Source organism: Pseudomonas sp. FW305-3-2-15-C-LB1 (genome assembly GCF_058787615.1).
On the sequence record NZ_JBYSZX010000010.1, the window covers coordinates 101,577 to 118,320 of the forward strand.

14 protein-coding genes are annotated in these 16,744 nt (G+C 60.1%); 10 read left to right on the forward strand and 4 right to left on the reverse strand.

Features of this window, described 5'->3' with window-relative positions:
* Positions 1–76 precede the first annotated feature (76 nt).
* Positions 77–2,005, reverse strand: a complete 1,929-nt coding sequence (locus AC3WP7_RS19830) for a transglycosylase SLT domain-containing protein (RefSeq protein ID WP_092247363.1) — start codon at positions 2,003–2,005, stop codon at positions 77–79.
* A gap of 212 nt (positions 2,006–2,217) precedes the next feature.
* Between AC3WP7_RS19830 and AC3WP7_RS19835 the strand changes: the two genes are divergently transcribed.
* Positions 2,218–4,140, forward strand: a complete 1,923-nt coding sequence (locus tag AC3WP7_RS19835; protein WP_102593050.1) for an ATP-binding cassette domain-containing protein — start codon at positions 2,218–2,220, stop codon at positions 4,138–4,140.
* Between the two features lie 105 nt (positions 4,141–4,245).
* On the opposite strand, the gene AC3WP7_RS19840 is transcribed toward AC3WP7_RS19835, so the two are convergent.
* Positions 4,246–4,686 carry a universal stress protein gene (locus AC3WP7_RS19840; protein WP_092247369.1) on the reverse strand — a complete coding sequence of 147 codons (441 nt, stop codon included), beginning with the start codon at positions 4,684–4,686 and terminating at the stop codon, positions 4,246–4,248.
* A gap of 106 nt (positions 4,687–4,792) precedes the next feature.
* Between AC3WP7_RS19840 and AC3WP7_RS19845 the strand changes: the two genes are divergently transcribed.
* The 7 genes from AC3WP7_RS19845 (at position 4,793) to AC3WP7_RS19875 (ending at position 13,165) form a co-directional block, all read left to right on the forward strand.
* Positions 4,793–5,230 carry a hypothetical protein gene (locus tag AC3WP7_RS19845; protein ID WP_071489006.1) on the forward strand — a complete coding sequence of 146 codons (438 nt, stop codon included), beginning with the start codon at positions 4,793–4,795 and terminating at the stop codon, positions 5,228–5,230.
* Between the two features lie 448 nt (positions 5,231–5,678).
* Entirely contained in the window at positions 5,679–7,826 is a 2,148-nt protein-coding gene (gene fadB, locus AC3WP7_RS19850) for a fatty acid oxidation complex subunit alpha FadB (RefSeq protein WP_034102543.1), read from the forward strand.
* A 29-nt stretch (positions 7,827–7,855) separates the two neighbouring features.
* Positions 7,856–9,031, forward strand: a complete 1,176-nt coding sequence (fadA, locus tag AC3WP7_RS19855) for an acetyl-CoA C-acyltransferase FadA (RefSeq protein ID WP_016975260.1) — start codon at positions 7,856–7,858, stop codon at positions 9,029–9,031.
* A 98-nt stretch (positions 9,032–9,129) separates the two neighbouring features.
* Complete coding sequence (locus tag AC3WP7_RS19860) at positions 9,130–9,366, forward strand: DUF1653 domain-containing protein (protein ID WP_092247372.1); 237 nt, start codon at positions 9,130–9,132, stop codon at positions 9,364–9,366.
* Between the two features lie 114 nt (positions 9,367–9,480).
* On the forward strand, positions 9,481–12,102 hold the full coding sequence (topA, locus tag AC3WP7_RS19865) for a type I DNA topoisomerase (protein WP_092247375.1): 2,622 nt from the start codon (positions 9,481–9,483) through the stop codon (positions 12,100–12,102).
* Between the two features lie 187 nt (positions 12,103–12,289).
* Complete coding sequence (locus AC3WP7_RS19870; protein ID WP_092247378.1) at positions 12,290–12,811, forward strand: DUF6586 family protein; 522 nt, start codon at positions 12,290–12,292, stop codon at positions 12,809–12,811.
* A 120-nt stretch (positions 12,812–12,931) separates the two neighbouring features.
* Positions 12,932–13,165, forward strand: coding sequence for a hypothetical protein (locus tag AC3WP7_RS19875; RefSeq protein WP_010212068.1), 234 nt, complete (start codon positions 12,932–12,934; stop codon positions 13,163–13,165).
* Between the two features lie 277 nt (positions 13,166–13,442).
* Here AC3WP7_RS19875 and sulA read toward each other — a convergent pair whose 3' ends face one another.
* Both sulA and lexA read right to left on the reverse strand, forming a co-directional pair.
* Positions 13,443–13,916 carry an SOS-induced cell division inhibitor SulA gene (gene sulA / locus AC3WP7_RS19880; RefSeq protein ID WP_102593049.1) on the reverse strand — a complete coding sequence of 158 codons (474 nt, stop codon included), beginning with the start codon at positions 13,914–13,916 and terminating at the stop codon, positions 13,443–13,445.
* A gap of 10 nt (positions 13,917–13,926) precedes the next feature.
* Positions 13,927–14,535: a transcriptional repressor LexA gene (lexA, locus tag AC3WP7_RS19885; RefSeq protein WP_003172575.1), complete on the reverse strand. Its 609-nt coding sequence runs from the start codon at positions 14,533–14,535 to the stop codon at positions 13,927–13,929.
* A gap of 263 nt (positions 14,536–14,798) precedes the next feature.
* Here lexA and AC3WP7_RS19890 point away from each other — a divergent pair, with 263 nt between their 5' ends.
* Complete coding sequence (locus tag AC3WP7_RS19890) at positions 14,799–15,506, forward strand: TetR/AcrR family transcriptional regulator (RefSeq protein ID WP_071489011.1); 708 nt, start codon at positions 14,799–14,801, stop codon at positions 15,504–15,506.
* Positions 15,507–15,642: 136 nt separating this feature from the next.
* On the forward strand, positions 15,643–16,653 hold the full coding sequence (nagZ, locus tag AC3WP7_RS19895; protein WP_093527524.1) for a beta-N-acetylhexosaminidase: 1,011 nt from the start codon (positions 15,643–15,645) through the stop codon (positions 16,651–16,653).
* Positions 16,654–16,744: the final 91 nt, after the last annotated feature.

Consider the following 16,744-nt stretch of genomic DNA (forward strand, 5'->3'; position numbering starts at 1 on the left):
ATTGGGAGCGCTGCGCACTCCAACGCGGGGCAAGCCCGCTCGCCACAAATGCCCGCTCACCCCTCAGGCGATGGTGTCACTGATCATCAAAGTACCGCTCATGCCAATCCACCAGCGGTTGCGGTGAGTTGAGCTTCTGCCCGTAGATCACCGAATAAGACAGCACGTTCTGCACATACTGACGGGTTTCGTCGAACGGGATGCTCTCCACCCACACATCGAAACTCAGGTGATCGGCGCCGCGCAGCCACTGGCGTACGCGACCCGGTCCGGCGTTGTAGGCGGCGGAGGCGAGCACGCGGTTGCCGTTGAACTGGCTGTGCACCTGGCTCAGGTAGGCGGCGCCGAGCTGGATGTTTTTATCCGGGTCCAGCACCTGGGCCGGGGAGGCCAGGGGGATGCTGAACTTGCGTGCGGTTTCCTTGGCGGTGCCGGGCATCAGTTGCATCAGGCCGCTGGCGCCGACGCCGGAGCGGGCGTCGTCCATGAAGGCGCTTTCCTGGCGAGTGATTGCGAACACCCAGCTGGAATGCAGGCCGCGCACCTTGGCTTCACGCACCAGGGTATCGCGGTGGGCCATCGGGAAGCGGATGTCCAGGTCGTCCCAGTACTGCGCCTGGCTGATGGTGCGGATGGCCGGGAAGTACCACTTCATGTCGTAGGCCAGCTTGGCCTGGGCGACCATTTCGTCACGGTTGAAGTGACGGCTGACGTGGTACCACTCACGGCGGCCATCCACCACCTGGCCACGTGCGTAGAACTCCAGTGCACGACGCACGCCCGGGGTATTGCGCACCTTGTTGACCAGCGCCTGGCTCATCAGCAACGGTTTGTTCTTCAACTGGTACGGCGCCTTGGAGCGATCAGCGGCCAGGAACCCATAGAAGTCACGCTCCTGCGCCAGGTGCTTGTACAGGACCAGCGCTTGCGGGTTCTTCGGCTCGGCCAGTTCCAGGCTGCGGGCCTGCCAGTAGCGCCAGCGGTTGGTGGTGGCCAGGTCTTGTGGCAGTTTGCGGGTCAACTGGTAGGCGTCTTCCCAGCGGGCCAGGCGCAGCAGCAGGCGCAGGCGCCACTCGGACACAGTGTTGTCGCGCAATTCGGGATCGTACTTGGTCATCACCTCCAGCGCGCGTGGGTCATAGCGCTTGGCCAGGGTGAGACCGATTTCCCGGGCGATCGACACTTTTTCGTCACGGGAGAAGTGCATGCTGCTGGCGTAGCCATCGAGCAGGGCCATGGCCTTGTCCGGATCCTGGCGTGCCAGGCGACGCAGGCCCAGGCCCACGGCGTCAGACATGGCCTCGGTGGCCGGCAGGAAGCGCGATGGGTCACTGAGCATGTCGGGCTTTTGCGCCACGTCCACCATCAGGCGGCCTTGAGGGCCCAGCGTGCGCAGGGTTTTTACCAGGCTGTTGGCCAGCGCGTAGTTGCGTGCTTCGGCGGCGAGTTTGGCGCGGTCCCAGATCTTCTGTTCGGTGAGTTGGCCGTCAGCCGCCCATTGGCCAAAGGTGACATCGCAGGCAGCCGGTTGGGACTTGCCGGTCATCCAGAGTTTTTCGGCGGTCTTGTAGCCTTCGGCCTTCAGATTATGGGTGAGCTGGTACTGGCCGTGCAGGCAGTCCAGTTCGACGAAATTGAGCTTGGGGTCGTAGTACTTTTCAAAGGTCTGCCAGTCGCCGCGCTCGGCCAACCAGCGCAACCAGCGCAGTTTCATCCAGTTGGCCTGGGGCAGGTCGCCGTTTTTGGCGAGGAATTGCTCGATTTCCTGGTTGCTCGCGGTTTTCAGGCGAGCGGTCAGTTCGTCGTAGGCCAGGTAGGGCGTCAGCGGGTAGTCGGCCAAGGCCTGGCTGTATTGCATGTACGGGCCTGTATCGCCCTTGGCCAGAGCGCGTTTGGCTTCATCGTAATATTGACGTTGGGTGGTGAGGTCCACGGCCTGGGCGGATTGGACGGCGGTGGCGGAAAGAAGCAGACAAGATAAAAAGTTGAAAAGGCGACTGCGCATGAGACGTCCGTGCAGAGGAATCTGGACAAGTGCCGGCGCCGCCGACACTGATTGCCCCTAGCTTAGCCTTTTGCCTGACGCCGATGAAAGCTTTGACCGCCGCTTCGTTCAAGTTACTCGGAAATGTCTCTCAGAGTATGTCGACTGAGAAAATCCCGGCCGCCTCAGCCCCTAACTCAGGTAGAATGCGCGCCCAGTTTTTGGAGAAGCGTATGACCCTGCTCAAATTCAGCGATGTGTCCCTTGCTTTCGGCGCCATGCCGTTGTTGGACAAGGTGTCCTGGCAGATCGCCCGTGGTGAGCGGGTGTGCATCATCGGCCGCAACGGCACCGGCAAATCCAGCATGATGAAGCTGGTCAAGGGCGATCAGAAGCCCGATGACGGCTCCGTATGGCGCGCGCCGGGCCTCAAGATCGGCGAATTGCCGCAAGAATTGCCGGTGGCCGACGGACGGACAGTGTTCGACGTGGTTGCCGAAGGCCTCGACGGCGTTGGCGCACTGCTCGCCGAATACCATCACCTGGCACAGAACTGTGTCACCGAAGATGACCTGAACAAGCTGATGCACGTCCAGCAAGACCTGGAAGCTCGTGATGGCTGGCGTTTGCAGCAGTTGGTCGACAGTACCCTGAGTCGCCTGCAACTGCCGGCGGACAAGACCCTCGCCGAGTTGTCCGGCGGCTGGCGTCGTCGCGTATTGCTGGCCCAGGCGTTGGTGTCCGAGCCGGACCTGCTGCTGCTCGACGAACCGACCAACCACTTGGACATCGGCGCGATTGCCTGGCTGGAAGAAGCCCTCAAGGAATTCCAGGGCGCCGTGCTGTTCATCACGCACGACCGTTCCTTCCTGCAGAACCTGGCAACGCGCATCCTGGAACTGGACCGTGGCGGCCTGATCGACTGGAACGGCGACTACGCCAGCTTCCTGGTGCACAAGGAAGCCGCGCTGGCCGCCGAAGAAACCGCCAACGCGCTGTTCGACAAGAAACTGGCCCAGGAAGAAGTCTGGATCCGCCAGGGCATCAAGGCCCGCCGCACCCGTAACGAAGGTCGCGTACGCGCCCTCAAAGCCCTGCGTGTCGAGCGCAGCGAGCGTCGCGAGCGTACCGGCAAGGCCAATATCCAGCTGGACACCGCCGACAAGTCGGGCAAGCAGGTGATGGTGCTGGAGAGCGTCAGTTTCCACCACCCGGACGGCCCGTTCCTGATCAAGGACTTCTCCATGGTCCTGCAGCGCGGTGACCGTATCGGCCTGCTGGGCGCCAACGGCACCGGCAAGACCACCTTGCTCAAGCTGATGCTCAACGGCCTGCAGCCGACCAGCGGTAAAGTGGAGGAGGGCACGCGGATCGACGTGGCCTACTTCGACCAGTTGCGCCATCAGTTGGACCTGGAAAAGACCGTGATCGACAACGTCGCCGAAGGCCGCGACTTTATCGATATCGACGGCCAGAGCCGTCACGTGCTCAGCTACCTGGGCGACTTCCTGTTCAGCCCGCAGCGTGCGCGTACCCCGGTGAAAGCCTTGTCCGGTGGTGAGCGTGCGCGCCTGCTGCTGGCCAAGCTGTTCAGCAAGCCGGCCAACCTGCTGGTCCTCGACGAACCGACCAACGACCTCGACGTGGAAACCCTCGAGCTGTTGGAAGAAGTGCTGCTGACCTTCAACGGCACCGTGCTGATGGTGAGCCACGACCGGGCATTCCTCGACAACGTGGTCACCAGCACCCTGGTCTTCGAAGGTGAGGGCAAGGTGCGTGAATACGTCGGTGGTTACCAGGACTGGCTGCGCCAGGGCGGTTCCCCGCGATTGCTGGGCGTGACCGAGAGCAAGTCCGGCAAAGCCGACTTGACCTCCGCCGTCGTGACCCCGGTGGTCGCTGCTGCTGCACCGGCCCAGGACGCTGCGCCGGCGACCAGGAAGAAACTCAGCTACAAGCTGCAGCGTGAGCTGGAAGCCTTGCCGGGTGATATCGACGCCAAGGAACAGCAGATTGCCGCGGTAGAAGCGCAAATGGCTGACGCGGGGTTCTACCTGCGTCCGGCGGCGGAAACCGCCGAGGTCATCGCTTCCCTGGAGAAACTGAACCAGGAGCTGGAAGTGTTGGTCGAGCGTTGGGCTGAGTTGGATGCCTGATTGATCCAAATGCATTGAAAAACCCGGTGTTCATTTGGATGAACACCGGGTTTTTCATATGAAATGCGATTCAAAATGTGGGAGGGGGCAAGCCCCCTCCTGGTCTTACGAGCTTTTGAGCAGCTTCACCGCCAGCACATCGCATGGCGCACCATGCAGTACATCGTTGGCCGTGGAGCCTAGCAGCAATGCGAGCCCATGACGGCCATGGCTGCCGACCACGATCAGATCACAACCTTTTTCCTTGGCCAGGTGGTGGATTTCCTGGCGCGGTTGGCCGTATGTCAGGTGGCAGTCTTCCTTTTTCAGGTGCGGGTACTTGAGAATCAAGCGGTCCAGACGCTCCTTGGCCTGGTCGAATTGTTGTTGCTGCAACTGGGAAAGGTCCATCGGAACGTCACCGCCAAAGGCCATGGCCATGGGCTCGACGATATGCACCAGCGACAGCACCGCACCATTGGCCAATGCAGATTCCTGCGCGCGCTTGATCACTGGATCGCACTCTTCGGTCAGATCGACAGCGACCAGAATATGTTGGTAGGGCATGAGGCGTTCCTCCAGGGGGACTGCAATAGATTCAGTATGGCTGCTTTCAAGCGGATGGGGTTGCGTCAGATCAAATCCGCTCATCTGTAAATTCGGGAGTACACATATGACGGTCTGGATAGTGGTGTCAATCCTTGTGGTGCTGCTGAGCCCCCTGGCATGGTTGCGCCCGTCGCGCCACCAGAGCGGGCGCATGGCCCTGCGCATGGAGGCGCGCCGTATCGGCCTGGCCATGCAATTGGCGCCCCAGGAGTGGCCGCACTGGCTCAAGCAGGAGCCGCCGAGCCCTTGCGCGCAGTACTGTCGGCCACGACGCGGCAGCACGCCGGCGATATGGTGTTATTGGCAGTTGGATCCAGGTGTGTGGGTCAATCAATGGCGCGAAGTGTGCGTCGATGAAAAGTTGTTGCCGCATTTTGCGACGCTGCCGGCCAACGTCTACAAGGTCGAGGCAGACAAGCAGATGATCGCCTTGTACTGGGGCGAGAAGGGCGAGGCGAGCGTGTTGAAGGATATCGATGCGCTGCTCAAGGCGTTGGCCTGAATCGCAGGCAATAAAAAGCCCGACAGTCATCATCGGGCTGGAGTTGGCCAGGCAGGCCGGTAAATCGTTGGTTGCGGCTAGCCTAGCCGCATATCCCATTCTGTACAGCCTTTTCCCACATCTTTTCTATTATTGATTTCGTGAATATTCAGATATTGATAATGCGCGGGCGTGGGCGTGAGGTTCTGAACTGACTGGAAAGTCGCGTTTTTCCTAGCCTTTGGAGCGATTGACAATTGCCCGGAATTGGATGAAGGTGGCGTACCCAAATCAAACGGGCGTATGAATTGAGCGTTTGTCTGTCAGACGACTCATACAGAATCCCGACTATCGCATTGGCGGGTGTGCCTGGCGGATTGGCGTGAACATTGACGATTTCATCAATGTCCAACCCATAGGCCAGCGTCCAATGTGTACTGTTCAGCTTCCATATCGTGGAGATCAGTTGATGATTTACGAAGGTAAAGCCATCACGGTTAAGGCTCTTGAAAGTGGCATCGTCGAACTGAAATTCGACCTCAAGGGTGAGTCCGTCAACAAGTTCAACCGTCTAACCCTGAATGAATTGCGTCAGGCCGTAGACACCATCAAAGCAGATGCTTCGGTCAAGGGCGTGATCGTTTCCAGCGGCAAGGACGTGTTCATCGTCGGCGCTGATATCACCGAATTCGTCGACAACTTCAAGCTGCCCGATGCCGAGCTGGTGGCTGGCAACCTCGAAGCCAACAAGATTTTCAGCGATTTCGAAGACCTCAACGTACCGACCGTCGCTGCCATCAACGGCATCGCGTTGGGCGGCGGCCTGGAAATGTGCCTGGCGGCAGACTTCCGCGTCATGTCCGCCACCGCCAAGATCGGCCTGCCCGAAGTCAAGCTGGGCATCTACCCAGGTTTTGGCGGCACCGTACGTTTGCCGCGCCTGATCGGTGCCGACAATGCCATCGAGTGGATCGCCGCCGGTAAGGAAAACAAGGCTGAAGACGCCCTGAAAGTCGGTGCCGTCGACGCAGTTGTCGCTCCGGACAAGCTGGCCGAAGCCGCACTGAACCTGATCAAGGGCGCCATCAGCGGCGAGTTTGACTACAAGGCCAAGCGTCAGCCGAAACTGGAAAAACTCAAGCTCAACGCCATCGAACAGATGATGTCGTTCGAAACCGCCAAGGGTTTCGTGGCTGGCCAGGCCGGCCCGAACTACCCAGCGCCGGTTGAAGCGATCAAGACCATCCAGAAAGCCGCGAACTTCGGGCGCGACAAGGCCCTGGAAGTGGAAGCGGCGGGCTTCGTCAAACTGGCGAAGACCTCGGCGGCCCAGAGCCTGATCGGCCTGTTCCTGAACGATCAGGAACTGAAGAAAAAGGCCAAGGCCTACGACGAAATTGCTCGCGACGTGAAACAGGCTGCCGTACTCGGCGCCGGTATCATGGGCGGCGGTATCGCCTATCAGTCGGCGTCCAAAGGCACGCCGATCCTGATGAAAGACATCAACGAGCACGGCATCGAACAAGGTCTGGCGGAAGCCGCCAAGCTGCTGGTCGGTCGTGTGGACAAAGGTCGCATGACCGCAGCGAAGATGGCTGAAGTGCTCAACGGCATTCGTCCTACGCTGTCCTACGGTGATTTCGGCCATGTCGACCTGGTGGTCGAAGCGGTTGTCGAGAACCCGAAGGTCAAGCAAGCCGTACTGGCTGAAGTGGAAGCCCAGGTCAAAGACGACACTATCCTGGCGTCCAACACTTCGACCATTTCCATCTCGCTGCTGGCCAAGGCCCTCAAGCGTCCGGAAAACTTCGTCGGCATGCACTTCTTCAACCCGGTGCACATGATGCCGCTGGTGGAAGTGATCCGTGGCGAGAAGTCCAGCGAGCTGGCCGTGGCCACTACCGTTGCCTACGCCAAGAAAATGGGCAAGAACCCGATCGTAGTCAATGACTGCCCGGGCTTCCTGGTCAACCGCGTGCTGTTCCCGTACTTCGGTGGTTTCGCCAAGTTGGTCAGCGCTGGCGTGGACTTCGTGCGCATCGACAAGGTCATGGAAAAATTCGGCTGGCCGATGGGCCCGGCGTACCTGATGGACGTGGTCGGCATCGACACCGGCCACCACGGCCGCGACGTGATGGCTGAAGGCTTCCCGGACCGCATGAAAGACGACCGCCGCTCGGCGATCGACGCGCTGTACGAGGCCAAGCGCCTGGGCCAGAAGAACGGCAAGGGCTTCTACGCCTACGAGGCGGACAAGAAGGGCAAGCAGAAGAAAGTGGCCGACCCGTCCGTGCACGAAGTGCTGGCACCGGTCATCTACGAGCAGCGTGAGGTGTCCGACGAAGACATCATCAACTGGATGATGATCGCCCTGTGCCTGGAAACCGTGCGTTGCCTGGAAGACGGTATCGTAGAAACCGCCGCCGAAGCCGATATGGGCCTGGTGTACGGTATTGGTTTCCCTCCATTCCGTGGTGGTGCACTGCGCTACATCGATTCCATCGGTGTGGCCGAGTTCGTTGCCCTGGCTGACAAATACGCTGATCTGGGCCCGCTGTACCACCCGACCGCGAAGCTGCGTGAAATGGCCAAGAACGGCCAGAGCTTCTTCGGTTAAGCGCCCAGACGACTAGAGCGAGAATATTTATGAGCTTGAATCCAAGAGACGTGGTGATTGTCGACTTCGGTCGCACACCGATGGGCCGCTCCAAGGGCGGCATGCACCGCAACACCCGTGCCGAAGACATGTCGGCGCACCTGATCAGCAAATTGCTGGAACGCAACGTCAAGGTCGACCCGAACGAAGTCGAGGACGTGATCTGGGGCTGCGTCAACCAGACCCTGGAGCAGGGCTGGAACATCGCGCGCATGGCGTCGTTGATGACCCAGATCCCGCATACTGCTGCCGGCCAGACCGTCAGCCGCCTGTGCGGTTCGTCGATGAGCGCGCTGCACACCGCCGCCCAGGCGATCATGACCGGCAACGGTGATGTGTTCGTAGTCGGTGGCGTGGAGCACATGGGCCACGTCAGCATGATGCACGGCGTCGACCCTAACCCGCACATGTCGCTGTACGCGGCAAAAGCCTCGGGCATGATGGGCCTGACCGCGGAAATGCTCGGCAAAATGCACGGCATTACCCGCGAAGCCCAGGACGCGTTCGGCCTGCGCTCCCACCAGTTGGCCCACAAGGCGACCGTGGAAGGCAAGTTCAAGGATGAAATCATCCCGATGAACGGCTACGACGAGAACGGTTTCCTCAAACTGTTCGACTACGACGAAACCATTCGTCCGGACACCACCCTGGAAAGCCTGGCGGCGCTCAAGCCGGCCTTCAATCCAAAGGGCGGCACCGTGACAGCCGGTACCTCGTCGCAAATCACTGACGGTGCCTCATGCATGATCGTGATGTCGGCGCAGCGTGCCCAGGACCTGGGTATCCAGCCGCTGGCCGTGATCCGTTCGATGGCGGTGGCGGGTGTGGACCCGGCAATCATGGGCTATGGTCCAGTACCGGCCACACAAAAAGCCTTGAAGCGCGCGGGCCTGACCATCAACGACATCGACTTCTTCGAGCTCAACGAAGCTTTCGCTGCACAGGCCCTGCCGGTGCTGAAAGATTTGAAAGTACTCGACAAGATGAATGAGAAGGTTAACCTGCACGGCGGCGCGATTGCCCTGGGCCACCCATTCGGTTGCTCCGGTGCGCGGATTTCTGGCACTTTGCTTAACGTGATGAAGCAAAATGGCGGCAACCTCGGGGTTGCAACCATGTGCATTGGTCTCGGCCAAGGCATTTCCACCGTCTTCGAACGCGTCTAAGCGTTGGGGTGACGGAAGCCGGGGCCCAGTGCCCCGGTTTTTTGTTTTTTGGAATTTTTAATATTTTTTTTCAACAAATTTTGTAAGAGGGCCAGAGCATGAAAGTCGAACCAGGGCTCTATCAACATTATAAAGGTCCGCAGTACCGTGTTTTCAGTGTGGCGCGCCACTCCGAGACCGCAGAAGAAGTCGTGTTCTATCAAGCTCTGTATGGCGATTACGGCTTTTGGGTGCGCCCGTTGAGCATGTTCCTGGAGACCGTCGAAGTTGACGGCGAGCAGGTCCCGCGCTTTGCTTTGGTCCAGGCCGAACCCAGTCTTTTTTCAGGGCAATAACGGCAGGTCGCGCAGACTGCTGCGCTTGACCTCACCTTGTTGCCACTATATATAGCGTTGCCGCGACAGGCGCCAACTGCCTTTCACTTCTCGAATTCAGGAATTTTCCGATCCATGGGCAAATCGCTGGTCATTGTGGAATCCCCGGCTAAGGCCAAGACCATCAACAAGTACTTGGGCAACGAGTACGTGGTGAAGTCGAGTATCGGCCATATCCGAGACCTGCCCACCAGCGGTTCGGCTAGCGCCAGCAAGGAGCCAGCCGCCAAGCGCGGCAAGGCGGCTGCGGGCGAAGGTCCGGTGCTCACCCCTAAAGAGAAAGCGCGCAAGCAGCTGGTCTCGCGTATGGGGGTGGACCCGGAACATGGCTGGAAGGCCAAGTACGAAATCCTTCCCGGCAAGGAAAAGGTCATCGAAGAGCTGCGCCGGCTCGCCAAGGATGCTGACACCATCTATCTCGCGACGGACTTGGACCGCGAAGGGGAAGCCATTGCCTGGCACCTGCGGGAAGCCATCGGCGGTGATGACAGCCGCTACAAGCGCGTGGTGTTCAACGAAATCACCAAGAAAGCTATCCAGGAAGCCTTCTCCAAGCCGGGCGAGCTGGACATCGACCGGGTCAACGCCCAGCAGGCGCGTCGCTTCCTCGATCGCGTGGTGGGTTACATGGTCTCGCCGCTGCTGTGGGCGAAGATTGCTCGTGGCCTGTCTGCCGGCCGAGTGCAATCGGTTGCGGTGAAGCTGGTGGTGGAGCGTGAGCGCGAGATCCGTGCGTTCATCCCCGAAGAATATTGGGAAGTCCACGCAGACCTCGGCACCGCCAAGGGCGCCAACGTGCGCTTTGAAGTGGCCCGTGAGAAAGGCGAGGCTTTCAAGCCGCTGAACGAAGCCCAGGCCATGGCCGCGCTGGAAAAGCTCAAGGCGTCCAGCTACAGCATCGTCAAGCGTGAAGACAAACCGACCAGCAGCAAGCCGTCGGCGCCGTTTATCACCTCCACCCTGCAACAGGCCGCGAGCAACCGCCTGGGCTTCGGTGTGAAGAAGACCATGATGATGGCCCAGCGCTTGTACGAAGCCGGCTACATCACGTATATGCGTACCGACTCCACCAACCTGTCGGTGGACGCGGTCGCCATGGCGCGTACCTATATTGAAAGCGAATTCGGCAAGAAGTACCTGCCGGAGAAGCCGAACGTCTACAGCAGCAAGGAAGGCGCACAGGAGGCTCACGAAGCGATTCGTCCTTCCGACGCCAACACCACGCCCGCCAAGCTGAGCGGCATGGAGCGCGACGCCGAGCGCCTCTACGAGCTGATCTGGCGCCAGTTCCTGGCCTGCCAGATGCTGCCGGCGCAATACCTGTCCACCACCGTGAGTGTGGGCGCTGGCGACTTCGAGCTGCGTGCCAAGGGCCGTATCCTCAAGTTCGACGGCTATACCCGTGTGATGCCGCAGATCGCCAAGCCGGGCGATGATGACGTGCTGCCGGACATGGCCCAGGGCGATACGCTGAAGCTGATCAAGCTCGACCCGTCCCAGCACTTTACCAAGCCGCCGGCGCGCTACTCCGAGGCCAGCCTGGTCAAAGAGATGGAAAAACGCGGCATCGGTCGTCCTTCGACCTACGCGGCGATCATCTCCACCATCCAGGACCGCGGCTACGTGGCGCTGCACAACCGTCGTTTCTATTCGGAAAAGATGGGCGACATCGTCACCGAGCGTCTGTCCGAGAGCTTCTCCAACCTGATGGACTACGGCTTCACCGCCGGGATGGAAGAGAACCTCGATGACGTGGCCCAGGGCGAGCGTGACTGGAAAAACGTGCTGGACGAGTTCTACGGCGACTTCAAGAAGAAACTCGAAGTGGCCGAAAGCCCTGAGAGTGGCATGCGTGCCAACCAGCCGGTGATGACCGACATTCCGTGCCAGACTTGTGGTCGGCCGATGCAGATTCGTACTGCGTCCACTGGCGTGTTCCTCGGTTGCTCGGGCTACAGCCTGCCGCCGAAAGAGCGCTGCAAGGCCACCGTCAACCTGGTGCCGGGCGACGAAATTGCGGCCGATGACGAGGGCGAGTCCGAGTCGTTGGTACTGCGTGGCAAGCACCGTTGCCCGATCTGCAGTACGGCGATGGACGCCTACCTGCTTGACGAGAAACACAAGCTGCACATCTGCGGTAACAACCCGGATTGCAACGGCTACGAGATCGAAGAGGGCACCTATCGCATCAAGGGCTATGAAGGTCCGAGCCTGGAATGTGACAAGTGCGGCAGCGAGATGCAGCTCAAGACCGGCCGTTTCGGCAAGTTCTTCGGCTGTACCAATCCCACCTGCAAGAACACCCGCAAGCTGCTGAAAAGCGGTGATGCGGCGCCGCCGAAGATGGACCCGGTGAAGATGCCGGAGCTCAAGTGCGAGAAGGTCAACGACACCTACATCCTGCGTGACGGTGCTTCGGGGTTGTTCCTGGCCGCCAGTCAGTTCCCTAAGAACCGCGAGACCCGTGCGCCGCTGGTGCTGGAAATTGTGCCGCACAAGGACGAGATCGATCCGAAGTACCACTTCCTGTGCGAAGCGCCGAAGAAGGACCCGGATGGTCGCCCAGCCGTGATCCGCTACAGCCGCAAGACCAAGGAGCAGTACGTGCAGTCCGAAGTGGACGGCAAGCCGACTGGCTGGAAAGCGTTCTATGACGGCGGCAAGTGGAAGGTCGAGGATAAGCGCCAGGGCGCTTGATCCGGCGGATGCGCTGAAGACCCAAATGAGGGTGGGGGCTTGCCCCCTTCTTCATTTGGGTCTGTTTGGTTCTGAAAGTCGACTTTTGACCCGCATAAGCGGCGGTTTATTGCACTTGCAGTAGGCTCGGCTGATCCGTGACACTGTTCAGCCAGCATCACGTTTATTCGTTGTGGAGATTGCCGTCATGGCCTACGAACTCTATACCCGTACCAATCAGAAAATTTACTTCGCGGGTTTGTCCCTGGAAGCCCTTGGCCGTGCCGAGGAAGGGAAAGAGATGAATGCCATTGCGCTGGTCCAGGCGGGGCGTGAAGCGGCGTTGTTCCACCTGTATGGCGCCTTGCTGGGCCTGTGTCATGAAATCGCCGGGTTTTACCGCCTGCCCCAGGCCGGTTCGCCCCGTGCGGAAATGATCATGAATCGCGAAGTGCTGGACACCATGGCGATTCCTGAGCTGGCTGAGCTGGTGGAAATGGCGCAAAGCCCCGACAGTTGGATCGCACGCTTGCTCAAGGCGCATGCCGATATGTTCCAGCCGCCGCGCATTCCCCATGTGCCCAAGGGGGATGTGACCCAGCCGCTGATCGTGGCGGTTGCAGTGGAAGAGGAAGAGCCCAAGCCGTTGAGCCGGGAAGAGCTGGAAGGCTGGCGCCAGGAATTGAAAAAGATGGCGCTGCGCTTTCGTGAAGGCCTTAATGAATGTTGATCATCCTGTAGGAATTGGGCGGCGACCATTCATCAAGCTGTCAAGAAACCTGTTCAGATCCTCTGCGAGGCTGGGTGGATGACTGATATAATCCCGGCCTTTCGTGGAGAACAGACTTTTATGCCGACGTCCTTTCTGGAAATTGTTGAGTTGCCTGACGGCCGAATCGAGCTGCGCCGGGCAGAGGACGAAGGTTCTCTGGTCATTCTGGATTTTTCCGAGGATGCCAAGGTGTTCTTGCAGGGCCAGCACGTGGAAGTGGCTAAAGCCATGTTGAGCGTGGGTGTGCAGATGGCAGGTCGCCTGGCAGAAGGCGAACCGGAGAAAGAAGACGGGCCGCGGGTTCTTCATTGAGCCCAGATGACAGGTCGGTTTTTACAATGACCGGGTTTGTTGTGGTGAGTTGGCTTCTGCGTTGAACGGGCTTCTGTGGCGGGCGGGCTTGCTGTGGTGAGCGGGCTTGCCCCGCGTTGGACTGCGAAGCAGTCCTAGATGGATTTAATGCGGTATATCAGGTATTCCACGGTGCCTGGTTTTGGGGCCGCTTCGCAGCCCCGCGCGGGGCAAGCCCGCTCGCCACAGAAGCCCGCTCACAGCAGACGCTCGTATATCACAGGCAAGGCCTGTGATTTCAGCCCAATCGAATATTCAAACTCTGGGCATCGCCCGTACGTGCAGCGCTGATCAGTTGCTGCTTGGCGCTGGCATTCAGCGGGTTCAACCAGCTCACTACCGTATGGCTACGACCCAGGCGCAAGGCTTCGCAGGTCAACTGCTGGGCACTTTGCGTACCGCGTGGTTGAAGCAGCAGGATGCGCTCGCGGTTGAGGCCAGCGTCCCGTAGCCAGGCCTGGGTCAGGCTGGCGGGCGGGGCGATCAGCGTCAGCCAGCGGGCGTCCTGCTCTTCGCTCAATTCGCGAAGGATCGGCGCCAGCAGGCTCAGGCAGCTCCCCGCTGCACCGCGCAACGACAATTCACTGAACGCCTCAGGCTCCGCGCTCCAGGGCGCTTCGATCTTTTCCTTGAGGATGGGCGCAAGGGGTTGGGCCATGAAGGCCTCGAACAGCGACAGTTGTGTGTGTTGTGGGGTGTGGACGAGCTGCATGATGCCTCCTTTAGCGGCGAATGACGCCGACGCTCAAGCCTTCGATCACCAGGTCCTGATCTTTCAGGTTCACTTCAATCGGGGCGAACTCAGGGTTCTCGGCCAGGAGCCAGACCTTGCTGCCTTCGCGCTTGAAGCGTTTGACGGTGACTTCGTCGCCGATACGGGCAACGACGATCTGGCCATTACGGGCTTCGCGGGTGGTGTGGACGGCCAACAGGTCGCCGTCGAAGATGCCCACGTCCTTCATGCTCATGCCATGGACCCGCAACAGGTAGTCGGCGCGCGGATGGAAGAAGGTAGGGTTGATGTTGCAGGACTCCTCGACGTGCTGCTGCGCCAGGATCGGCGCACCGGCGGCGACGCGGCCGATGATCGGCAGGGTCGATTCGTCGGCCTTGGCCTCGAAGCCAGGGATGCGAATACCGCGTGAGGCACCGGGGGTCATCTCGATCGCGCCTTTGCGAGCGAGGGCCTTGAGGTGTTCCTCGGCGGCGTTGGGGGACTTGAAACCCAGTTCCAGCGCAATCTCTGCTCGTGTCGGCGGGTAGCCGTTGTCATCGAGGCAGCGCTTGATAAAAGCCAGAATCTCAGCTTGGCGTGGCGTCAGTTTTAGCATGTTGATCGCTCTGTCTTTTTATACAGTGACTGGGATTATATACAGTGAACTGCGCTTGGCAATCATCCTTTTCCAGCCCTCCGCTGGACGGTCATCCCTGATGCTTCCCACAGGCCCGAGATAGCGCTGCCTACAGATCAATAGAGATGTGATTAAATAGCGATGAAATACATGACTGCCCGGCCGGAAAGCGAACTCGCAGGCTTGACAAGACACACCCTGAAACGTATGTTTCAAACAAGTGTTTGTCAGGCGGAGTAGCCATGGCCCAGTCGGAAACCGTTGAACGCATTCTCGATGCTGCCGAGCAATTGTTCGCGGAAAAAGGATTTGCTGAAACTTCATTGCGGCTGATCACCAGCAAGGCTGGCGTCAACCTCGCAGCAGTGAACTATCATTTCGGCTCGAAAAAAGCCCTGATCCAGGCTGTGTTCTCGCGCTTCCTGGGGCCGTTCTGCGCCAGTCTCGACCGTGAACTCGAGCGTCGCCAGGGCAAGACCGACCACAAGCCGACACTCGAAGAGCTGTTGGAAATCCTCGTTGAACAAGCATTGGTGGTTCAACCGCGCAGCGGCAACGACCTGTCGATCTTCATGCGCCTGCTCGGCCTGGCGTTCAGTCAGAGCCAGGGTCACTTGCGGCGCTATCTGGAGGACATGTACGGCAAGGTATTTCGTCGCTATATGTTGCTGGTCAACGAGGCCGCTCCACGTATTCCACCGATTGAGCTGTTCTGGCGCGTGCACTTCATGCTCGGAGCTGCGGCGTTCAGCATGTCGGGGATCAAGGCGCTGCGGGCGATTGCCGAGACTGATTTCGGCGTCAATACCTCTATTGAACAGGTCATGCGCCTGATGGTGCCGTTCCTGGCCGCCGGTATGCGTGCTGAAACCGGTGTGACCGACCCGACGATGGCTGCCGCCCAATTACGTCCGCGCAGCAAATCCGCGCCAAGCCCCGCCAAGGTTTGAGCCACCCGGGTGTGCGCAGCCGCCTGCATCCGCTAAGCTAGCGGCCCATGCCGAATTCAGCTATTTACTCGCAACCTGTTGTGCTCACTGTGCCTGGTGGGGGCAACGGGTTGTGTGCGTTTTATAAGGAAGGTTTATGACTGCTGCCCTGCAAGGTTCTTTGATGGTCGACGTTGCCGGCACTTGGCTCACGGCCGAGGATCGCCACCTGCTGCGCCAGCCTGAGGTGGGTGGCCTGATCATTTTTGCGCGCAATATCGAGCACCCACGCCAGGTACGCGAGTTGAGTGCGGCGATTCGTGCCGTGCGCCCAGACCTGCTACTGGCGGTCGACCAGGAAGGCGGTCGCGTACAGCGCCTGCGTCAGGGCTTTGTGCGCCTGCCGGCCATGCGTGCCTTGGCGGATAACCCGAATGCAGAGTACCTGGCCGAGCAGTGCGGCTGGATCATGGCCACCGAAGTACTGGCCGTGGGCCTGGACCTGAGCTTCGCCCCGGTGCTGGACCTGGATTATCAGCGCAGCGCCGTGGTCGGCACCCGTTCCTTCGAGGGCGACCCCGAGCGGGCCGCCGTGCTGGCGGGTGCATTCATCCGTGGGATGAACAGCGCCGGCATGGCCGCCACCGGTAAGCACTTCCCCGGTCACGGCTGGGCCGAGGCCGATTCCCACGTCGCCATTCCCAATGATGAGCGTAGCCTGGAACAGATTCGCGCCAATGACCTGGTGCCTTTCGCACGCCTGAGTAAGCAACTGGCGGCTGTTATGCCTGCGCACGTCATCTACCCGCAAGTCGACACCCAGCCAGCCGGCTTCTCGCGCCGCTGGTTGCAGGACATCCTGCGCGGCGAGTTGCAGTTCGATGGGGTGATTTTCAGCGATGACCTGTCCATGGCGGGGGCGCATGTGGTCGGTGATGCTGCCAGCCGCATCGAGGCCGCGTTGACGGCCGGTTGCGACATGGGACTGGTGTGCAACGATCGCGCGGCGGCTGAGTTGGCACTGAGTGCGGCGCAGCGCATGAAGGTCACGCCATCGGTGCGCATTGCGCGCATGCGTGGGCAGGCGGTTGCTTCGACCGAGTACAAGCAGGATCCGCGTTGGTTGGCGGCGCTGACTGCGTTGCGGGATGCTCAGCTGATCGGCTGAACATTGCGTCGAGCCCATCGGGGGCAAGCCCCCTCCCACATGACGACTGCGATCGAATGTGGGAGGGGGCTTGCCCCCGATGGCGATCGAG

Bases quoted from the DNA above. Each gene is read 5' to 3' on its own strand.
- nagZ (WP_093527524.1), top strand. From the start codon at position 15,643: ATGACTGCTGCCCTGCAAGGTTCTTTGATGGTCGACGTTGCCGGCACT.
- fadA (WP_016975260.1), top strand. From the start codon at position 7,856: ATGAGCTTGAATCCAAGAGACGTGGTGATTGTCGACTTCGGTCGCACA.
- sulA (WP_102593049.1), bottom strand. From the start codon at position 13,916: ATGCAGCTCGTCCACACCCCACAACACACACAACTGTCGCTGTTCGAG.
- lexA (WP_003172575.1), bottom strand. From the start codon at position 14,535: ATGCTAAAACTGACGCCACGCCAAGCTGAGATTCTGGCTTTTATCAAG.
- AC3WP7_RS19890 (WP_071489011.1), top strand. From the start codon at position 14,799: ATGGCCCAGTCGGAAACCGTTGAACGCATTCTCGATGCTGCCGAGCAA.
- AC3WP7_RS19860 (WP_092247372.1), top strand. From the start codon at position 9,130: ATGAAAGTCGAACCAGGGCTCTATCAACATTATAAAGGTCCGCAGTAC.
- topA (WP_092247375.1), top strand. From the start codon at position 9,481: ATGGGCAAATCGCTGGTCATTGTGGAATCCCCGGCTAAGGCCAAGACC.
- AC3WP7_RS19835 (WP_102593050.1), top strand. From the start codon at position 2,218: ATGACCCTGCTCAAATTCAGCGATGTGTCCCTTGCTTTCGGCGCCATG.
- fadB (WP_034102543.1), top strand. From the start codon at position 5,679: ATGATTTACGAAGGTAAAGCCATCACGGTTAAGGCTCTTGAAAGTGGC.
- AC3WP7_RS19845 (WP_071489006.1), top strand. From the start codon at position 4,793: ATGACGGTCTGGATAGTGGTGTCAATCCTTGTGGTGCTGCTGAGCCCC.
- AC3WP7_RS19875 (WP_010212068.1), top strand. From the start codon at position 12,932: ATGCCGACGTCCTTTCTGGAAATTGTTGAGTTGCCTGACGGCCGAATC.
- AC3WP7_RS19840 (WP_092247369.1), bottom strand. From the start codon at position 4,686: ATGCCCTACCAACATATTCTGGTCGCTGTCGATCTGACCGAAGAGTGC.
- AC3WP7_RS19830 (WP_092247363.1), bottom strand. From the start codon at position 2,005: ATGCGCAGTCGCCTTTTCAACTTTTTATCTTGTCTGCTTCTTTCCGCC.
- AC3WP7_RS19870 (WP_092247378.1), top strand. From the start codon at position 12,290: ATGGCCTACGAACTCTATACCCGTACCAATCAGAAAATTTACTTCGCG.